This window comes from Legionella nautarum, assembly GCF_001467895.1.
In the GTDB taxonomy this organism is placed as follows: domain Bacteria; phylum Pseudomonadota; class Gammaproteobacteria; order Legionellales; family Legionellaceae; genus Tatlockia; species Tatlockia nautarum.
In genome coordinates this window covers 24,006-39,875 of record NZ_LNYO01000001.1, presented here as the reverse complement: position 1 = coordinate 39,875, position 15,870 = coordinate 24,006, and the positions used below count along the sequence as shown (strand labels likewise).

The window sequence follows — 15,870 nt, the reverse complement described above, 5'->3', positions numbered from 1 at the left end:
CACTGAGGAAGCGCGCAGCGCTGTCTCGAAGTGCCGCAAAAGGCTTCTCTTCGAAGGAGCCTCAGGGCAGGTTTTCGAGAGCCTCAGGACAAGCCTTCAAGACGCACGCCATGCGTGCTCATCAGGCTGAACGGAGTAAAATTAATACAAATTCTTTAGATACTCATTTCGTGGGCGAACCTCAGAGCCTGAACGGATATTATGAAATGCAACAGCACCCTTTCAAGAAGAAGAAAGAAGTGAGGAATTATAAAGAAAACTCTTCACCCAAATAAACGGCTCGAACTTGCTGATTAGCCAGAATCGCCTCAGGTGTTCCTTCGCAAAGAATTTTGCCTTGACTCACAATATAGGCTCGTTCACAAATATCTAAAGTCTCCCGCACATTATGGTCAGTGATTAGTACGCCAATATTTTTATCACAAAGATGCGAAATGATACGTTTAATATCAAGAACCGAAATAGGGTCAACCCCAGCAAAAGGTTCGTCCAATAGAATAAAAGTAGGTTCGATTGCCAACGCACGGGCTATCTCTACGCGTCGCCGCTCGCCTCCTGATAAACTCATTCCCAGACTATTACGCAGATGAGCGATGTGAAATTCATTTAGCAACTGTTCTAATTTTTCTTTCCGCGCCTTGTTATCTAAATCTTCTCGTAGTTGCAGAATGGATAAAATATTATCGCCAACTGATAGTTTCCGAAATACGGAAGCTTCTTGGGGTAAATAGCCAATACCCAACCGAGCACGCTGATGCATAGGTGCTTTAGTGAGATCATGATGATCAAGTGAAATTTGGCCTTCATCGCAGGATTGTAAACCGACAATCATATAAAAGCAGGTCGTTTTTCCTGCTCCATTGGGGCCAAGCAAGCCCACGCATTCGCCACTGCGGATGGTTATACTGACATCATTAACTACTGTTCGCGTTTTAAAAGATTTCTTTAGATGACGTGCTGACAGCTCACTCATAATCACTTCCCAGGATGGATAATAATCGTCGTACGTGTTTTTCCATCACTTTTTGAGACAACATGTTGCTTAAGGGTATCATAACTAATCTTAGATGCCGAGAAAGAATTATCACCTTGAATCACACGAGCGTTGCCAATTAGCTCAATAAGATGGTTTTCGGGATGATAACGAATTTCATCCGCATAGGCATGAAGAGGGGGTTTATTGAGTTCGGTGAGTGTCCAAAAATGCGCCTGTTCTTTTCCATCACCTTTAGCAATGGCAAGCACTAATTTATTTTGTGCACTTCCTTCAGTGACTGCATTTGCTGCGCGTAAATGCGAGGAACCTTGATCAAGTTGCACATTGCCAGTGTATTCGCCGCGGTGAGTCTGCTGATTCAAATCGGCTGAGTCCGCTAACAATTCAAGCGTTTTTTGACGATCATCAGACAAGGCCAAGCCAGTGTTACTGGTTAATAACAGCACAAGCCCTGTGACAAGATTTAATAGGATAGATTTAGGCATCTTTTTGAGGCTCAAAGGTAGCACGAGCTTGGTTTAATAATTGAACACGCTTATCGGCGAGATAAACCTTAATTCCTTCGGAGTGTACAGATCTGCCTGGTTGTTCAAAGCTAACAGCAACCTGCGAAGTCGCTAATTTCTCTTTTGGAAAATAGGTTAGTTCTTCCGTTTTCAAGGTGCTTTCTTGATTGTGTTGGCCTTTATTTTGGTGAACGACTACGTTATTGGTAAAAATGATACGCTCGCCGCCGTTAATTGCTTTTCCTTGGTTCGAGCTTATTTCCCAGGCCGGTTGATTGCCTCCAGCCTCAGACAGTGCTAGACGGGGAGAAGCGAAGAAATGCATGTTATTATTCGGTATATGTTGTACTTCAGGGGAGAATAAATAATTAACTAGTTTTCCCATGTCGTCAAAGCGTTTAACGGTGAGATTATTAATAATCATATCGGCTGAATTGGAAAGCGTTTGATTATCAAGACGGCTGACTGAAGAGCTAGAGCTGACATAATACCAACCTGAGCCTGCTAAGGCTATAAGTACACAAAACAACCAAGCCGCTTGCTTTACAGCATTCATGATATAAAATACCTTTCAAGTGCTAGCTCTTGTATTTGCTGAGCTTTCAAAATCAAGTCACAAAGTTCTCGAACCGCACCGCGCCCCCCTGAGAGCTCAGTTTTCCAGGCAGCAAATTCTTTAACTTGCTCAACTGCATTGGCTACAGCCACACCAAAGCCAACTTGGCGAATAATTTCTAGATCTGGTAAGTCATCGCCTATGTAAGCAAAATCCTCATTGCTTAAGTCTAAGCGTTTTTTCAGTTGGTTAAAAGCATCAAGTTTGTTCACTTGGCCTTTAAAATAATGTTGAATACCTAATTGATTCATACGATGATCGATGACCGCGTTTTGTGAGGTGGTGATCACCGCAACCTGAACGCCGGCAGCCATTAATAACTTTAAACCCATTCCGTCTTGGACATGAAAGGTTTTTAATTCATTACCAAAGTTATCAATATAAAGTAAACCATCGGTTAAGACACCATCCACATCACAGATCAAGCATTTAACTTTTTTTGCTTTTTCTAATAGTTCGTTCATTCCTAATCTCTTTATTAAAAAACACCTGCGCGCAGCAGATCATGTAAATGGACAACGGCGATTGGTCTATTTTCTTCATCAATAACTACTAATGAAGTGATGCTGTATTTTTGCATAATCGTCAAAGCTTCTGCCGCCAATAACCCTTTTTTAATCGCTTTGCAGCTTCTACTCATTACCGAACTAATTGCTGTTACATTGATATCAACATTTTGATTTAGTGTTCGTCTTACATCGCCATCCGTATAGACACCTACGAGATATCCATGGGAATCAACAACGCAGGTCATACCTAGTTTTTTTGCTGTGACTTCAATCAAGGCTTCTCTAATGGTCGCGTCTTCTTTAATGACGGGTAGACCTTCACCATGATGGAATAATTCATCAATGCGGAGTAAGAGACGTCTGCCAAGCGCGCCGCCGGGGTGAGATAAAGCAAAGTCTTCCGCACTAAACCCTCTTGCTTGTAATAAAGCGATCGCCAAAGCGTCACCCATGACTAAGGATACTGTTGTGCTAGTCGTTGGAGCTAAGCCTAAAGGACAAGCTTCTTGGCGAATAGAAAGGTCGATGTTGACATCAGCGGCTTTTGCTAAAGTCGATTCGTTATTACCTGTTAAGGCAATTAGGGGGACTTCGAGGCGCTTTAGGAGTGGCAGTAGCGTGACAATTTCATTAGTAAAGCCAGAATTAGAAATGGCAAGCACAGTATCTTGGCGAGTGATCATTCCTAAATCACCATGACTAGCTTCACCTGGATGCATGAAAAAGGCAGGGGTACCGGTACTCGAAAACGTTGCAGCAATTTTGTGGCCAATATGGCCTGATTTACCCATTCCGGTTACCACTACACGACCTTTACATGCGAGTAAAAGGTTGCAGGCGGTTTCAAAATTTTCATCGATACGTTGTGTCAGCTCAAAGACTGCTTGTGCTTCCGTTTCGATGACCGCAAGACCTAATTTGCAAAAATTCATAAACTACCTTTTTTTCAGATAGTTTGAAATTCTAACATAGTATTTTTTTTCTTTATAGGGACAAATTTTTTTTGTAGGCGAAAATTTATATTCAGGTATAATCAAATTAAATGAAGCTCCGGAATAAAAATAAATGCAGGAAAATTTGGTGCATATCACCAACCTCAGTTTTTCAAGAAATGGACGCCCTATTTTTGACGGTGTCAATATGGACATGAAACGTGGGAAAATTACAGCAATCATGGGCCCCAGCGGAAGTGGTAAAACAACGCTGTTAAAATTGATTGGCGGGCAATTAGAACCCGAAGCGGGGGAAATTTTTGTTAAAGGGGCTAATATCCATCAATTATCGCGGAAAGAATTGTATCTGGCTCGGAGAAAAATGGGCCTGCTGTTTCAAAGTTCCGCGCTATTCACTCATTTATCAGTTTTTGACAATGTTGCATTTCCTTTGAGGGAGCATACTGAGCTTAACGAAGCGATGCTGCGCGATATCGTCTTGATGAAACTAGAAGCTGTAGGTCTTCGAGGGGCGGCTCAATTAATGCCGGATGAGTTATCGGGTGGTATGGCAAGACGCGTTGCTCTGGCAAGAACTATTGCTCTTGATCCAGAATTAATGATGTACGACGAGCCATTTACAGGCCAAGATCCGATTTCTATGGGAGTTCTTGTGCGCTTAATTAAGCGCCTAAATCAATTGTTGGAAACAACCACTATTATTGTTTCACATGATGTTGAAGAAACTTGCTCAATTGCTGATTATATTTATTTAATCGGGGGAGGGCGCTTGATCGGCCAGGGCACTCCCGCAGAGTTAAAAGAATCGACACATCCTGAGGTAAAACAATTTATGCATGGCGAAGCGGATGGAGCTGTGCCTTTCCATTACCCGGCCCGCCCTTATACAGAGGAGCTGCTAAATGCTTGATATGCTTGCCCGTATGGGACAACGTGGTGTGCATTCTTTACAAGCCATGGGAAGTTCAGGTGTTTTTTTACTGGGTATATTTTCTAGAAATCCTGATTTACCGCGTCTTTGGCCCGCTTTGCGCGCGCAGTTGTATTTTGTCGGCGTGTTGTCTTGTTTGATCATCGTTGTATCAGCCATGTTTATTGGCATGGTTATTGGATTACAAGGTTATAATACTTTGCAAAAATTTGGGGCGACGAGCCAGTTGGGACAACTTTTAGCGCTAAGTATTGCTAGAGAATTAGGCCCAGTGATCTCAGCGCTCCTTTTTGCAGGGCGTGCTGGTTCGGCTTTGACGGCTGAAATAGGTTTAATGAAGGCGACCGAGCAATTGGCAAGCATGGATATGATGGGAGTGGACCCTTTAGGAAGAGTAATTTACCCACGATTTCTTGCTGGCCTTATTGCTTTGCCGGTATTAGCCTTAATATTTTCCGCAGTCGCTGTATATGGTGGGTATTTTGTCGGTGTGCAATGGCTAGGAATTGATGCCGGCAGTTTTTGGTCGAACATGCAGGCTGCTGTCAACTTTCGAGTCGATGTTTTAAGCGGCATCATTAAAAGTATTGTTTTTGCTTTTGTAGTGGCGTGGATAGCAGTATTTCAAGGCTTTAATTGTATTGCTACAGCTGAAGGGATCAGTCAAGCGACAACGCGAACAGTGGTTTATTCTTCACTGGCGGTCCTTGGGCTTGATTTTATTTTGACAGCAGTGATGATTGGAGGTTGGTAGATGAACCATAGGCAACGAAGTATTGATACAAGCGTAGGTCTATTTATGTTGCTAGGCTTGCTGGCCTTATTTATCATGGTGATGAAAGTGAGCGGGATTTCTAATCTAGTGACTCCCAAAGGCTATCATGTTACTGCAGAGTTCACCGATATCGGTGGTCTCCGAGTAAGAGCACCGGTTACTGTTGCTGGAGTAAAAATTGGTGAAGTGACTCGTATTGAATTACAATCCGGTGAGCTAAATGCTAAAGTGACCATGCTATTACGAAATGATAAACCAATCCCTTACGAAGATTCTTCAGCACGTATTCTAACCGAAGGTTTAATTGGGTCCAATTATATAAGCATTGTACCTGGGTTTGATGATGAAGAAACCAAAGAGCATCCTTACTTGCGTGAAGGCGATGTGATTCCTAAAACACAGGAAGCGATTATTCTTGAGAATTTGATTGGTCAGCTTTTGTTTAATATTAAGAAATAGGTGAATTATGAAGGGAATAAAAATAATTTTGTTGTCAGCAGCATTGTCATTAACCCAATTGGTATGGGCAGCTTCATCGCCAATTTCAATGCTTGAAACGACTTCAAACCAAATTCTTGCGACATTAAAGCAAAATAAAGCAAATTTAAAAAATAATACTCAGGTTATCTATCAAGCAGTTGAACATTATTTACTGCCTAATGTTGATGTGAGCGGCATGTCGCGTTCGGTGCTAGGGCGTAAAGCGTGGGGAGAAGCTTCTTCCGCTGAGAAACAACAGTTTTCTAGGGCGTTTACTCAACTAGTTATCCGCACTTATTCTACTCCCCTGGCTGAATACACTGATGAAACGGTTAAGTTCCTGCCAATTAGAGGTTCGCTTGAAAGTCGTTTTATCCGTGTTAATAGCATTATTGTCCGTTCTAAAGGTAAAAACATTCCTTTAAGCTATAGCCTAATTTCTAAGAATGGACAGTGGAAAATCTACGACTTAAGTGTTGAAGGGGTTAGCTTATTACAAAGTTTCCGTTCGCAGTTTGCTGAAGCCTTGCAAAATTCAAGCATGCAAGATTTGATCAAACAAATGCAGCAACACTCTAAGAAGGCAGCTTAACGTGCAATCCTTTAAACCATCAGCAGAGATGACTTTTGCGACGGTCCAATCGGACTGTCTGCGCATGTTAAAGTTTTTTCATGACAATAAAGAGCTTGTCTTACATCTTGATTTAAGTGAGGTGCATCATTGTGACAGCGCCGGCCTTGCACTATTAATTGAAGCAAAAAGGCTCACGGCTGAGCAAAATAAAACTTGTCAAATTGATGGAATGCCTAAGGCGATTCTAGCTTTAGCGGAATTTTGTGGCGTGGATGCGATGTTAGGATTGGGTAGATAAGGCAGTACTATGATTAGTAATGAAGAGTTAGAGCGTCGGCTGGTTGAAACAGGAGAGATCGAGTACGTTAAAGTCGGTGGTGATGGTTATCACTATCAATTAACGGTTGTTTCGAATGCTTTCCAAGGAAAATCAAAAGTCGCAAGACAACAATGGGTTTATGCAAAATTGAAAGATTATATTACAAGCGGAAGTCTCCATGCCTTAAGTATGCAAACTTTGACGAAAGAAGAGTGGGAGAAAAATCATGGATAAGTTGATTATCAACGGTGGTAAACAATTAAATGGAGAAGTCATTATTTCAGGGGCGAAAAACGCTGCTTTGCCCATTATGGCAGCTACGATTCTTGCTACCGATAATGTGACTATCGCCAATGTCCCACATCTTAAAGACGTCACTACTATGATGGAACTGCTTGGGCAATTGGGTGCGCAATTGACAGTCGATGAGAAAATGAACGTGCAGGTTGATGCATCACATATCAATGAATTTGTCGCTCCGTATGAGCTTGTTAAAACCATGCGTGCTTCTATTGTAGTACTTGGCCCTTTGCTTGCTCGTTTTGGACAAGCGGACGTTTCTTTACCAGGTGGTTGTGCAATAGGTACGCGTCCTGTTGATTTGCATCTTAAAGCCCTAAAAACCATGGGTGCTGATATCACCGTAAAAAATGGTTTTATCAAAGCACGCTGCAAAAAAGGTCGTTTACAGGGCAAGCCCCTCGTTTTCGATACGGTAACTGTAACAGGAACTGAAAATGTGCTGATGGCGGCAGTTCTCGCGGAAGGGAAAACCATTATCAAAAATGCTGCTCGTGAGCCTGAAGTAGTCGATTTAGCGAATTTCCTAATTCAAATGGGTGCAAAAATTACTGGCGCAGGTACGCCAACTATTGAAGTAATTGGCGTTGAATCCTTGAGGGGTGGAAGCTATACAGTGATGCCAGATCGCATTGAAGCAGGCACTTATCTTGCTGCCGGTGCTTTAACTCGTGGCAAGGTAACTGTGCGTCGTGTAAAACCTGATAATTTATTATCAATGCTTTGTAAATTTGAAGAAGCAGGTGCTGAGTTAGCTTTAGGTGAAGATTGGGTCACTTTAAATATGCATGGCATGCGTCCACAAGCGGTGAATATATCCACTGCACCTTATCCTGCATTTCCCACTGATATGCAAGCGCAATTTATGGCATTAAACACGATTGCAGAAGGTACTTCCTCTGTAATTGAAAATATCTTTGAAAATCGTTTTATGCACGTGCAAGAATTACAACGCATGGGCGCTCAAATTCATTTAAACGGTAACACCGCGATGATCACTGGTGTAGAGAAATTAACTGGCGCACCGGTGATGGCTACTGATTTACGAGCTTCTGCGAGTTTGATTTTGGCTGGTCTTGCTGCCGAAGGTGAAACTATAGTTGAACGCGTCTATCATGTAGACCGAGGATATGAGCGTATTGAGGAAAAATTCTCTATCTTAGGTGCGGATATCAAAAGAGCTTCAGCAAGGTGATTTTACGTGATGAACTAGCAGCTTATTTACATGAGCTATTGGCCTGTGCAGTAATTGACGATTATGCACCCAATGGGGTGCAAATTGAGGGTGCAGGCCAAATTCAACGAATTTGTACCGCTGTAACAGCCTCATTAGACGCTATTAATCAAGCAGTTTCATTACAAGCGGATGCATTATTGGTCCATCATGGTTATTTTTGGCGTGGAGAAACCCCTCTTATAAAAGGCACAAAACGTGAGCGTATTGCCAAGCTAATCAACCATGATTTGAATTTGTTTGCCTATCATCTGCCACTCGATTGCCATGCTGAATTAGGCAATAACGCCTGTCTCGCCAAATTATTTAATTTAGAATCGATTAAACAGCACCAGGTGGGTAAAACGGCTAACTTGCTTTGGTCTGGTAGCTTTGCAGAACCAATCAATGCGGAAGATTTTGCAAAACAGATCAATGATAAATTGCACAGATCTCCTCTCCACGTTTCCGGTACAGAAAAACCGATACATCGCTTGGCCTGGTGCAGCGGCGCTGCTCAAGATTTTATTGAACAAGCTGACTCGCTTGGCGTAGATGCTTATCTCAGTGGTGAAATTTCTGAGCGAACTTATTATCAAGCAAAAGAATTGGGTATTCATTATTTTGCTTGCGGGCATCATGCGACCGAGCGCTACGGTATTCAAGCCTTAGGCAACCACCTAGCTAACAAATATGGTCTTGAGCATTATTTTATTGACAGTTCTAATCCAGTTTAATGAGTATTTTTATGGTTGATGTTAAAGAACTACCCTTTGCCTATGGTAAACCTCAGGTTAGAGGAGCTCTAAAATCCACCCCTGAGGATTTTAAAGTTGATGAGGTATTGGGTTTTGAGTTGACTGGTGAGGGAGAACATCTATTTCTCCGCATTGAAAAAAGAGGTTTAAACACTGAAGAATTGGTCAAGAGTATAGCGCGTACTTTAGGTAAATCTGAAAAGGCTATTTCTTATGCAGGGCTAAAAGATCGACAGGCTCTCACGACTCAATGGCTTTGTGTACATTGTCCAGGACAAGATCTACCTGAATCCAATGCGCTCCAAGGTCAAGGATGGCGTGTCCTCGAGTGTAAACGTCATCTTAAAAAATTAAAAACAGGGACTCTTGCTGCGAACGATTTTAGCTTGGTTTTGCGAGATCTAAGCGAAAAATCTGAAATCGAAACTCGTTTAGCCCAAATTCAAGCCTTTGGTGTCCCCAATTATTTTGGACCACAGCGTTTTGGTTATGATGGTCAGAATCTTATTAAAGCCAAGGAGCTACTTTTAGGTAATCTAAAACCAAAAAATCGTTTTTTACGCGGGATTTATTATTCTGCTGCCAGGGCTTTTTTATTTAACCAAATCTTAGGAGAGCGGGTTAGTCAAGAAAATTGGAATAAAGCCCTAGAAGGTGAAGTTCTGCAACTTGCTGGTTCGAATAGTATTTTTACAGTCGAAACACTTGATGAAGTTATTTCTGCAAGAGTCAAGGAATTTGATATTTCCCCCGCAGCCCCTTTATGGGGGAGGGGACAGGAGCGAGCATCTAAAGAGGCTCTTGCTATACAAGAACAGGCTTTAGCTGATTATAGCGTTTGGTGTGCAGCGCTTGAGAAACAGGGATTAGAACGTGCATATCGCTCTTTAATTTTACAAGTCGAAAATTTAAACTGGCAGTGGGAGGGAGAGGCATTAATTCTAAGTTTCAGATTAACCTCAGGGAGTTATGCTACTAGTGTTGTACGAGAATTGATGAATAGTGATTAAAGCCTCACCCCAAAACTTAATTGTACTAACTCAACTCCCGTAAGACATGGTGAATTCCCAAACGCTATCTTCCCGAGCATCGCTCAGGATTACCTGGGGTGCTAGCATGGGCGACTCACCACTTCTGCCTCTGGCCCTTCTTCGAACTCAGCTATTTTCTGTTCCAAGCCTAGTTTTTTTAACTCCTCAATCGCCTCTTGAGCATCAGTTGCTATAGCAATTTTTTTAGTGACACCTTCATACTTTACAATTAGCTGATTTTCCTCAATAGCAACGATAATAGGAACTGATTTCAAGTTTTTATGTAATTCTTCTGTCAGTTGATTGATATGATCAAATTCAATAGGTCTACCATCAATAATTGAAACACCATCAGTTAAAGAGATACCTGTTAATGGGGGATAAGTTGAGCTATCTTGATAAAAATTAGTGATTGTAGAACAAGTTTTTCCAAGTAATTGCACTGCAAGATCCAAGGGCATTCCTACTGTAAAACCCACACCATTTCCAACTAAGTTCATGGTTTCGCCCATGATAATGCTCAATGAGATACCGCAATAAGTTTCAATGAGTTGGCCGGCTAGGGCGGGCGTTATAAGAATAGCTCCCAGGGCTGCAGAGGGTCCAAATAAAAACACTAAACCACTACCTAGCGTCATTGCGACGGCTGTATGAGTTGATAGAAGCGATGCTGATTTCCCAAACCAGTTACCGAAAACCCATCCCACGGTATAGCCAGCCAGTTTAGAAGGTACTGCGACTAGGGGCATCATAATAGAAGTAATAGGATAATTCACAACGTATTTTTCATCTAATAAGCCGCATTCCGTAGAAACAAAGTTGGAAAAATCACGCCATTCTAGCGCTGTAATTTGTTTTTTCAAACAAGCATTTAGTGACTCCAAACAAAGCTCTGATTTTTGAAGGTGCTCACTAGTCAATAAACAACAAGCCTGAGTTTCTGGATCAACAGCATTAAGAGCAGTTAAGGTCATTGCTTCGTCAATTAACTGACTCAAAGTGGAAGAGCTGTAGGGATGCGTATAGTCGCGATGAATTTGTGATTTTGTGTAAAAACACTGTGTGACAAGCACTTGCAAGGCGGTTAAATATTTTTGCTTATTAAAGCCTTTTTCATGGGGATTAAGATCTTTGGCCAATGCAATCAACATTTTTTCTATAAAACAAATTTGTCGTTCGCGTGCTTCAACGTCAGTAGCACCAAAAAAACGACTAACCGCATAAGGTTGGGAAGCTTTACTCAGTATTATTCCCTCTCTTGCCTCATAGTCAGAACGTAAGTTAAGAAGTTTAATAATAAAATGTTGTTCGGGGAGTACGAATTTCTTGAATTTCATAATGACCTCACTTCCGCTGTTAAAATATCGTCCTGATGTTCTATATTACGAGTTTGTTGATCAAATGCAATATTAATTGGTTAAATTTTTGCTCGAGTATAATGCGCTAGTGGATTTTCAAGAGGGTGCTTCCCCGCATATCTAGGTGAGTCCCCGCGGTTTTGTTGCATCGAAACGCAAATTAATTCACCCAGCATTAGAAATTCCTAATAAGTTAATTAACCTATTGAAAGACTGATGATATAGTTACAGTTTTATTGATCCGGTGGGTTAGGCGAGAGTATGGCCTCGATAAAACAAGTCTTATTATTGCTTAGATTAACTCATTGGCCTAAAGCTGTTTTTGTCCTCCTTGGCGTCTTTTATTCTCGTTCTTTAGCCTTTTTACCTGACGCTTTATTAGCTGCTTTAGCATTTTGCTTGATTGCCAGCGCTGTTTATATTTATAACGATTTGCAAGATCGAGAAGAGGATAAACTACATCCTCATAAATGCCGAAGACCTCTAGTTACAGGAGAGGTATCGCTTGATTCTGCCCTGATCCTGTTGGCAATATTATTAGTAGGAGGCTTAGTGTTAGCTTGGTCAATCTCTACTAAACTTGCCGCACTTTTAGGACTTTATTTGCTTATCAATTTAGCCTATAACCATCTGTTAAAAAACTTGCCAGTTATTGATGTACTTTGTATTGCTAGCGGCTTTATGCTGCGTGTTTTGGCAGGGACTATCGGTATAGGATTGCCCATTTCTTGGTGGTTAACGGTATCAGCTACTTTAGTCAGTTTATTCATTGCCTTATGCAAACGCCGCTTGGAAAAACAGCTAGGATTAAGATATTCAACAAGAGCTGTGCTTGAAAAATATTCTTTTCCTTCCCTTGATGCCATGATCATTAGTACCGCAATGGCTTGTTTTATTAGTTATTTTTTATATGCTGTTTATGCCCACCAAGACATATTTTATTTCCTTTTAACCTTGCCTTTTGCTGCAATTGGCTTATGGCGTTTTGCTTGGCTAACTACTCGTGGCGGAGATAATGATGATCCTGTATCGTTGTTTATTAGCGATAACTTATCTCGTTTTAATCTGCTCTGTTTTTTTATTTTGACCTGTGTTGCATTGTTTAAATGAATAACAAAAAATGGATAGTTGCCGCATTATTATCTTTGTTTTTTATCTATTTAATCGTTCTTCAACTCATTGTGATCTGGCCTTTTACGCTTGATGATAGCTACATCAGTTTACGTTATGCCAAAAATTGGGCAGCAGGTTATGGATTAGTATGGAATATTGGCGAAGCACCTGTTGAAGGTTACTCAAACTTTAGTTTTGTTGTTTTAGCTAATCTTGCTATGCGTTTAGGACTTGATCCGCTTATCTTCCTTAAGGCAATGGGTGTTCTAGGTCTAATTTTAAGCACGACTGCAGTCTATTACCTGACCCGATTCTGGTTTTCGATTGGTTTGTCCTTTATCCCTTGTCTTTGGTTACTGCTTTATAGAGGCGAAATAATTTGGTCGGTTACTGGTTTAGAAACTACTATTTACCAAGCTTTAGTGAGCTTTTCTTTATTATTTTTGCTAAGAGGGATGGGTTATCGTTTTTACCCACAAACAAGAAATCAATCCAGTTTGCTTTTTTTCATGCTCGCTGGGTTTTTGCTAGCTCTTGCAGGGTTAACTAGGCCCGAAGCCCCGGCATTGATGCTTCTTTTTGCTGGTTTAGCGCTTATTGATAGACCGCAAGCGATGAAAAAAGAGTATTACAAGAATTTAGCCCTAGGTTGTTTGATTTGCCTAATTATTTTTCTGCCTTATTTTCTCTGGCGCTGGAGTTATTTCGGGCAATTATTTCCTAACCCTGTGTACTGCAAAGGATTCATGAGTTTTTTTGCAGTGATGGATAAGCAATATTTGCGTTTAGCGCTGCCTTTTATCATATTAGCTTTGTTGGCGGTTTTTAAGGCAAAAGATAGACGTCATTATTTTTTTTGGTTGCCTAATTTGCTTTACCTTGTTCTTTTGATTAATGCTGATCCTGTTTCTGCATTTGAAAATCGCTTATTCCTTCCGGTGTTTATCTTACTTTTACCGCTTGCTTTTTTAGGATTAAGTGAAATCTGGGCTTATATTTTCCCGGAGAAAAATGGGGTTTATGAAATAAGTCTTTTGATAAGCGTGGTTTGGATCGCTTTTTTCTTTATTCCCAGCTATAACTTAGCGAATTATCACTCTTTTACAATGAATCCGCAGGCGGGCATTCGGCTGCGGCAGCAAGTGGTTGAGTGGTTAAATGAAAATATCCCAGCGAATAGCCAGGTCGTTTTAGCGGATAGCGGTTTGATTCCTTACTCAAGCTCCCTGTCTTTTATTGATTCTTATTGTTTGAATAATAAAAGGATGACTAGGTTTCCCCTCAAGGATATGTACAATCGATTGTGTAAAGAGATTTTTATAACAAAGCCAAAAGTGCTGATCCTCACTTCCTACGAGGGTAAGGACGGGGAAGTTATTTACACGCCTACGGATGTGTGTTTGCGTCAGCAATTAAAGCAAAATCAAGACTATCAATTTCGCACAGCTTTTGAGCTTGCGACAAAACTTCATCTTTATCGTTATGAAATTTATACCCTATTAAATTAAAGCTGTAGTAGTATATACCTTTAGATAGACCCTAATGGCTTGTATAGGTCGATTACCCTTATGCGGAATATTAATTTTCTTAAGTTCAACAAAAAGATAGCAGTTATAGCTTTTGATATGCTAGCAATTCCAATTGCTTGGTATTGCGCCTATTGGCTACGTTTTAACATGCAAGCTTTCCCAACGGGCCTCACAACTGATTATTCCTTATTAGTCTTTGGAATCTTAGCGCTAGTACAAATATTTTGTTATTGCTATTTTAAAGTTTATCGTGGGCTTTGGCGTTATTCGTCGTTAAATGATGTTGCCCGCATCATCAAAGCAACCATTTGTGCCATCGTATTGACTATCCCCGCACTGTACCTGACAACCTTATTGCAGCATATTCCTCGCTCAGTGCCTCCTTTGTACGCGATGATTTTAATTGTTTTACTCTGTAGTGCCCGGTTACTACGCCGTTCTCTTTGGGAATACAGCGACAAAAAAGATGGCGCGAGTGTTGTAAAACGAGTTTTAATTATTGGCGCAGGTCGAGCAGGGGAGAGTTTGGTGCGCGATCTTAAACGAACGCAATCTTATTTACCTGTGGGTTTAGTGGATGATAATTTAAATAAGCGAGGCTTAGATGTCCATGGTGTAAGAGTTTTAGGCCAAATAAGGGATTTAACTGAACTGGTCATTCAATATCGTATTGACTTAATTTTCATCGCCATTCCTTCCGCGCGTTCAGCCCTTATGAGACGGATTGTTGATCATTGCGAAACTTCGAATGTTCCTTTTAGGACTCTTCCAAGCCTTAGTGCGCTAGCCGCAGGTCGGGTTGAGGTCAATGCCTTACGCGACGTCAATATTGAAGACTTACTTGGGCGTGACCAAGTTCAATTACAATGGGATAAGATTGCTGCAACTATTAAAGGCAAGCGGGTACTAGTTACTGGGGGCGGCGGTTCCATCGGTTCGGAACTTTGTCGTCAAATTATGAGTTTGCAACCTAGTAAGTTGCTAATTATTGAAAACTCAGAATTTAATTTATATAAAATTGAGGCGGAGTTGCGCCAAAAATTTTCTCAAATACCCTTAGAGCTGGGATTGATTTCGGTCATTGATAAAGTCGCTGTCGATTTTCTCTTCCATCAATTTAAGCCTCAAATTGTATTCCATGCGGCAGCCTATAAGCATGTGCCTATGCTTGAAGAGCAAGTTCGAGTCGCAGTACAGAATAATGTGCTAGGTACACAAGTCATAGCGGAGGCGAGTGTGGCCGAAGGGGTGGAAAAATTTATTTTAATTTCTTCGGACAAAGCGGTTAATCCCACTAATGTCATGGGAACGACAAAACGCGTTGCAGAAATTTATTGCCAAAATCTAAATAACCTCACCGAAACACAGTTCATTACTGTGCGTTTTGGCAATGTACTTGGCTCAGCAGGCTCAGTTGTACCCTTATTCAAAAAACAATTACAGTCAGGTGGACCGCTTACAGTCACCCATCCCGATATGCAACGTTACTTCATGACCATACCGGAAGCCTGTCAATTAATTTTACAGGCAATGGTGAATGGACAAGGTGGAGAAATCTTTGTATTGGATATGGGGGAACCTATTAAAATCAGTTATCTAGCTGAGCAAATGATACGTTTAGCTGGCAAAGAGCCTGGTAAAGATATTGCAATAGAGTATATTGGATTAAGGCCGGGCGAAAAATTGTATGAGGAACTTTTTCATGTTTCTGAAGAATTAGCGCCTACTGAACATGAAAAATTGTTTAAAGCAAAATTTCGTCAAATTGAGTGGAATGAATTAATTCAAGCGATGCGCTTGTTAAATGTTGCGTGTACTTTGCATCATGATAAAGAGCAGCTTTATGTATTACTCAAAAATTTGGTGCCAGAGTTTAACACGCAACCAGCAGAAATAATGTAGGTTGAG

The 15,870-nt window shown here is 41.0% G+C and carries 18 protein-coding genes; 12 read left to right on the top strand and 6 right to left on the bottom strand.

Annotated elements, in window-relative coordinates; translation table 11 throughout:
- Nucleotides 1-247 precede the first annotated feature (247 nt).
- Genes lptB through Lnau_RS00155 form a run of 5 tightly spaced genes read right to left on the bottom strand, consistent with a single transcriptional unit; the run spans nucleotide 248 to nucleotide 3,560 of the window.
- Nucleotides 248-973, bottom strand: a complete 726-nt coding sequence (lptB, locus tag Lnau_RS00175) for an LPS export ABC transporter ATP-binding protein (RefSeq protein WP_058503128.1) — start codon at nucleotides 971-973, stop codon at nucleotides 248-250.
- A gap of 2 nt (nucleotides 974-975) precedes the next feature.
- Nucleotides 976-1,482 (bottom strand): lipopolysaccharide transport periplasmic protein LptA, encoded by a 507-nt coding sequence (lptA, locus tag Lnau_RS00170; protein WP_058503127.1) that lies wholly within the window; start codon nucleotides 1,480-1,482, stop codon nucleotides 976-978.
- Nucleotides 1,475-2,059 (bottom strand): LPS export ABC transporter periplasmic protein LptC, encoded by a 585-nt coding sequence (gene lptC, locus Lnau_RS00165; protein ID WP_058503126.1) that lies wholly within the window; start codon nucleotides 2,057-2,059, stop codon nucleotides 1,475-1,477. Before lptC ends, lptA begins: the two co-directional genes overlap by 8 nt.
- Nucleotides 2,056-2,583 carry a KdsC family phosphatase gene (locus Lnau_RS00160; protein ID WP_058503125.1) on the bottom strand — a complete coding sequence of 176 codons (528 nt, stop codon included), beginning with the start codon at nucleotides 2,581-2,583 and terminating at the stop codon, nucleotides 2,056-2,058. The genes lptC and Lnau_RS00160 overlap by 4 nt, the downstream gene beginning before the upstream one ends.
- Before the next feature lie 14 nt (nucleotides 2,584-2,597).
- Entirely contained in the window at nucleotides 2,598-3,560 is a 963-nt protein-coding gene (locus Lnau_RS00155) for a KpsF/GutQ family sugar-phosphate isomerase (protein ID WP_058503124.1), read from the bottom strand.
- A gap of 133 nt (nucleotides 3,561-3,693) precedes the next feature.
- Between Lnau_RS00155 and Lnau_RS00150 the strand changes: the two genes are divergently transcribed.
- The 9 genes from Lnau_RS00150 to truD are packed head-to-tail and all read left to right on the top strand — an operon-like array spanning nucleotide 3,694 to nucleotide 9,941.
- Nucleotides 3,694-4,491 carry an ABC transporter ATP-binding protein gene (locus tag Lnau_RS00150; RefSeq protein WP_058503123.1) on the top strand — a complete coding sequence of 266 codons (798 nt, stop codon included), beginning with the start codon at nucleotides 3,694-3,696 and terminating at the stop codon, nucleotides 4,489-4,491.
- Nucleotides 4,484-5,266: a lipid asymmetry maintenance ABC transporter permease subunit MlaE gene (gene mlaE / locus Lnau_RS00145; RefSeq protein WP_058503122.1), complete on the top strand. Its 783-nt coding sequence runs from the start codon at nucleotides 4,484-4,486 to the stop codon at nucleotides 5,264-5,266. The genes Lnau_RS00150 and mlaE overlap by 8 nt, the downstream gene beginning before the upstream one ends.
- A complete protein-coding gene (mlaD, locus tag Lnau_RS00140; protein WP_058503121.1) occupies nucleotides 5,267-5,746 on the top strand; it encodes an outer membrane lipid asymmetry maintenance protein MlaD in 480 nt (159 codons plus the stop codon).
- 7 nt (nucleotides 5,747-5,753) lie between these two features.
- Nucleotides 5,754-6,359 (top strand): MlaC/ttg2D family ABC transporter substrate-binding protein, encoded by a 606-nt coding sequence (locus Lnau_RS00135; protein ID WP_058503120.1) that lies wholly within the window; start codon nucleotides 5,754-5,756, stop codon nucleotides 6,357-6,359.
- Between the two features lies 1 nt (nucleotide 6,360).
- Nucleotides 6,361-6,639: an STAS domain-containing protein gene (locus Lnau_RS00130; RefSeq protein WP_058503119.1), complete on the top strand. Its 279-nt coding sequence runs from the start codon at nucleotides 6,361-6,363 to the stop codon at nucleotides 6,637-6,639.
- Nucleotides 6,640-6,648: 9 nt separating this feature from the next.
- Nucleotides 6,649-6,894 (top strand): BolA family protein, encoded by a 246-nt coding sequence (locus Lnau_RS00125; RefSeq protein ID WP_058503118.1) that lies wholly within the window; start codon nucleotides 6,649-6,651, stop codon nucleotides 6,892-6,894.
- Nucleotides 6,887-8,155: a UDP-N-acetylglucosamine 1-carboxyvinyltransferase gene (gene murA / locus Lnau_RS00120; RefSeq protein ID WP_058503117.1), complete on the top strand. Its 1,269-nt coding sequence runs from the start codon at nucleotides 6,887-6,889 to the stop codon at nucleotides 8,153-8,155. The genes Lnau_RS00125 and murA overlap by 8 nt, the downstream gene beginning before the upstream one ends.
- Nucleotides 8,152-8,910: a Nif3-like dinuclear metal center hexameric protein gene (locus tag Lnau_RS00115; protein WP_058503116.1), complete on the top strand. Its 759-nt coding sequence runs from the start codon at nucleotides 8,152-8,154 to the stop codon at nucleotides 8,908-8,910. Before murA ends, Lnau_RS00115 begins: the two co-directional genes overlap by 4 nt.
- A gap of 11 nt (nucleotides 8,911-8,921) precedes the next feature.
- Nucleotides 8,922-9,941 carry a tRNA pseudouridine(13) synthase TruD gene (truD, locus tag Lnau_RS00110; protein ID WP_058503115.1) on the top strand — a complete coding sequence of 340 codons (1,020 nt, stop codon included), beginning with the start codon at nucleotides 8,922-8,924 and terminating at the stop codon, nucleotides 9,939-9,941.
- A 101-nt stretch (nucleotides 9,942-10,042) separates the two neighbouring features.
- On the opposite strand, the gene Lnau_RS00105 is transcribed toward truD, so the two are convergent.
- Complete coding sequence (locus Lnau_RS00105) at nucleotides 10,043-11,299, bottom strand: hypothetical protein (protein ID WP_058503114.1); 1,257 nt, start codon at nucleotides 11,297-11,299, stop codon at nucleotides 10,043-10,045.
- Between the two features lie 282 nt (nucleotides 11,300-11,581).
- Here Lnau_RS00105 and Lnau_RS00100 point away from each other — a divergent pair, with 282 nt between their 5' ends.
- Genes Lnau_RS00100 through Lnau_RS00090 form a run of 3 tightly spaced genes read left to right on the top strand, consistent with a single transcriptional unit; the run spans nucleotide 11,582 to nucleotide 15,864 of the window.
- Complete coding sequence (locus Lnau_RS00100; RefSeq protein WP_058503113.1) at nucleotides 11,582-12,430, top strand: decaprenyl-phosphate phosphoribosyltransferase; 849 nt, start codon at nucleotides 11,582-11,584, stop codon at nucleotides 12,428-12,430.
- A complete protein-coding gene (locus tag Lnau_RS00095; RefSeq protein WP_058503112.1) occupies nucleotides 12,427-13,941 on the top strand; it encodes a hypothetical protein in 1,515 nt (504 codons plus the stop codon). Before Lnau_RS00100 ends, Lnau_RS00095 begins: the two co-directional genes overlap by 4 nt.
- A 60-nt stretch (nucleotides 13,942-14,001) precedes the next feature.
- Nucleotides 14,002-15,864 carry a polysaccharide biosynthesis protein gene (locus Lnau_RS00090; RefSeq protein WP_058503111.1) on the top strand — a complete coding sequence of 621 codons (1,863 nt, stop codon included), beginning with the start codon at nucleotides 14,002-14,004 and terminating at the stop codon, nucleotides 15,862-15,864.
- The last annotated feature ends 6 nt before the right edge of the window (nucleotides 15,865-15,870 follow it).

What these genes read in the sequence shown, in the direction of transcription:
- lptA (WP_058503127.1), bottom strand. Translation starts at nt 1,482, where the DNA reads ATGCCTAAATCTATCCTATTAAATCTTGTCACAGGGCTTGTGCTGTTA.
- Lnau_RS00095 (WP_058503112.1), top strand. Translation starts at nt 12,427, where the DNA reads ATGAATAACAAAAAATGGATAGTTGCCGCATTATTATCTTTGTTTTTT.
- lptB (WP_058503128.1), bottom strand. Translation starts at nt 973, where the DNA reads ATGAGTGAGCTGTCAGCACGTCATCTAAAGAAATCTTTTAAAACGCGA.
- Lnau_RS00105 (WP_058503114.1), bottom strand. Translation starts at nt 11,299, where the DNA reads ATGAAATTCAAGAAATTCGTACTCCCCGAACAACATTTTATTATTAAA.
- mlaD (WP_058503121.1), top strand. Translation starts at nt 5,267, where the DNA reads ATGAACCATAGGCAACGAAGTATTGATACAAGCGTAGGTCTATTTATG.
- Lnau_RS00155 (WP_058503124.1), bottom strand. Translation starts at nt 3,560, where the DNA reads ATGAATTTTTGCAAATTAGGTCTTGCGGTCATCGAAACGGAAGCACAA.
- murA (WP_058503117.1), top strand. Translation starts at nt 6,887, where the DNA reads ATGGATAAGTTGATTATCAACGGTGGTAAACAATTAAATGGAGAAGTC.
- mlaE (WP_058503122.1), top strand. Translation starts at nt 4,484, where the DNA reads ATGCTTGATATGCTTGCCCGTATGGGACAACGTGGTGTGCATTCTTTA.
- Lnau_RS00100 (WP_058503113.1), top strand. Translation starts at nt 11,582, where the DNA reads ATGGCCTCGATAAAACAAGTCTTATTATTGCTTAGATTAACTCATTGG.
- Lnau_RS00125 (WP_058503118.1), top strand. Translation starts at nt 6,649, where the DNA reads ATGATTAGTAATGAAGAGTTAGAGCGTCGGCTGGTTGAAACAGGAGAG.
- Lnau_RS00090 (WP_058503111.1), top strand. Translation starts at nt 14,002, where the DNA reads ATGCGGAATATTAATTTTCTTAAGTTCAACAAAAAGATAGCAGTTATA.
- Lnau_RS00160 (WP_058503125.1), bottom strand. Translation starts at nt 2,583, where the DNA reads ATGAACGAACTATTAGAAAAAGCAAAAAAAGTTAAATGCTTGATCTGT.
- Lnau_RS00150 (WP_058503123.1), top strand. Translation starts at nt 3,694, where the DNA reads ATGCAGGAAAATTTGGTGCATATCACCAACCTCAGTTTTTCAAGAAAT.
- Lnau_RS00135 (WP_058503120.1), top strand. Translation starts at nt 5,754, where the DNA reads ATGAAGGGAATAAAAATAATTTTGTTGTCAGCAGCATTGTCATTAACC.
- truD (WP_058503115.1), top strand. Translation starts at nt 8,922, where the DNA reads ATGGTTGATGTTAAAGAACTACCCTTTGCCTATGGTAAACCTCAGGTT.
- lptC (WP_058503126.1), bottom strand. Translation starts at nt 2,059, where the DNA reads ATGAATGCTGTAAAGCAAGCGGCTTGGTTGTTTTGTGTACTTATAGCC.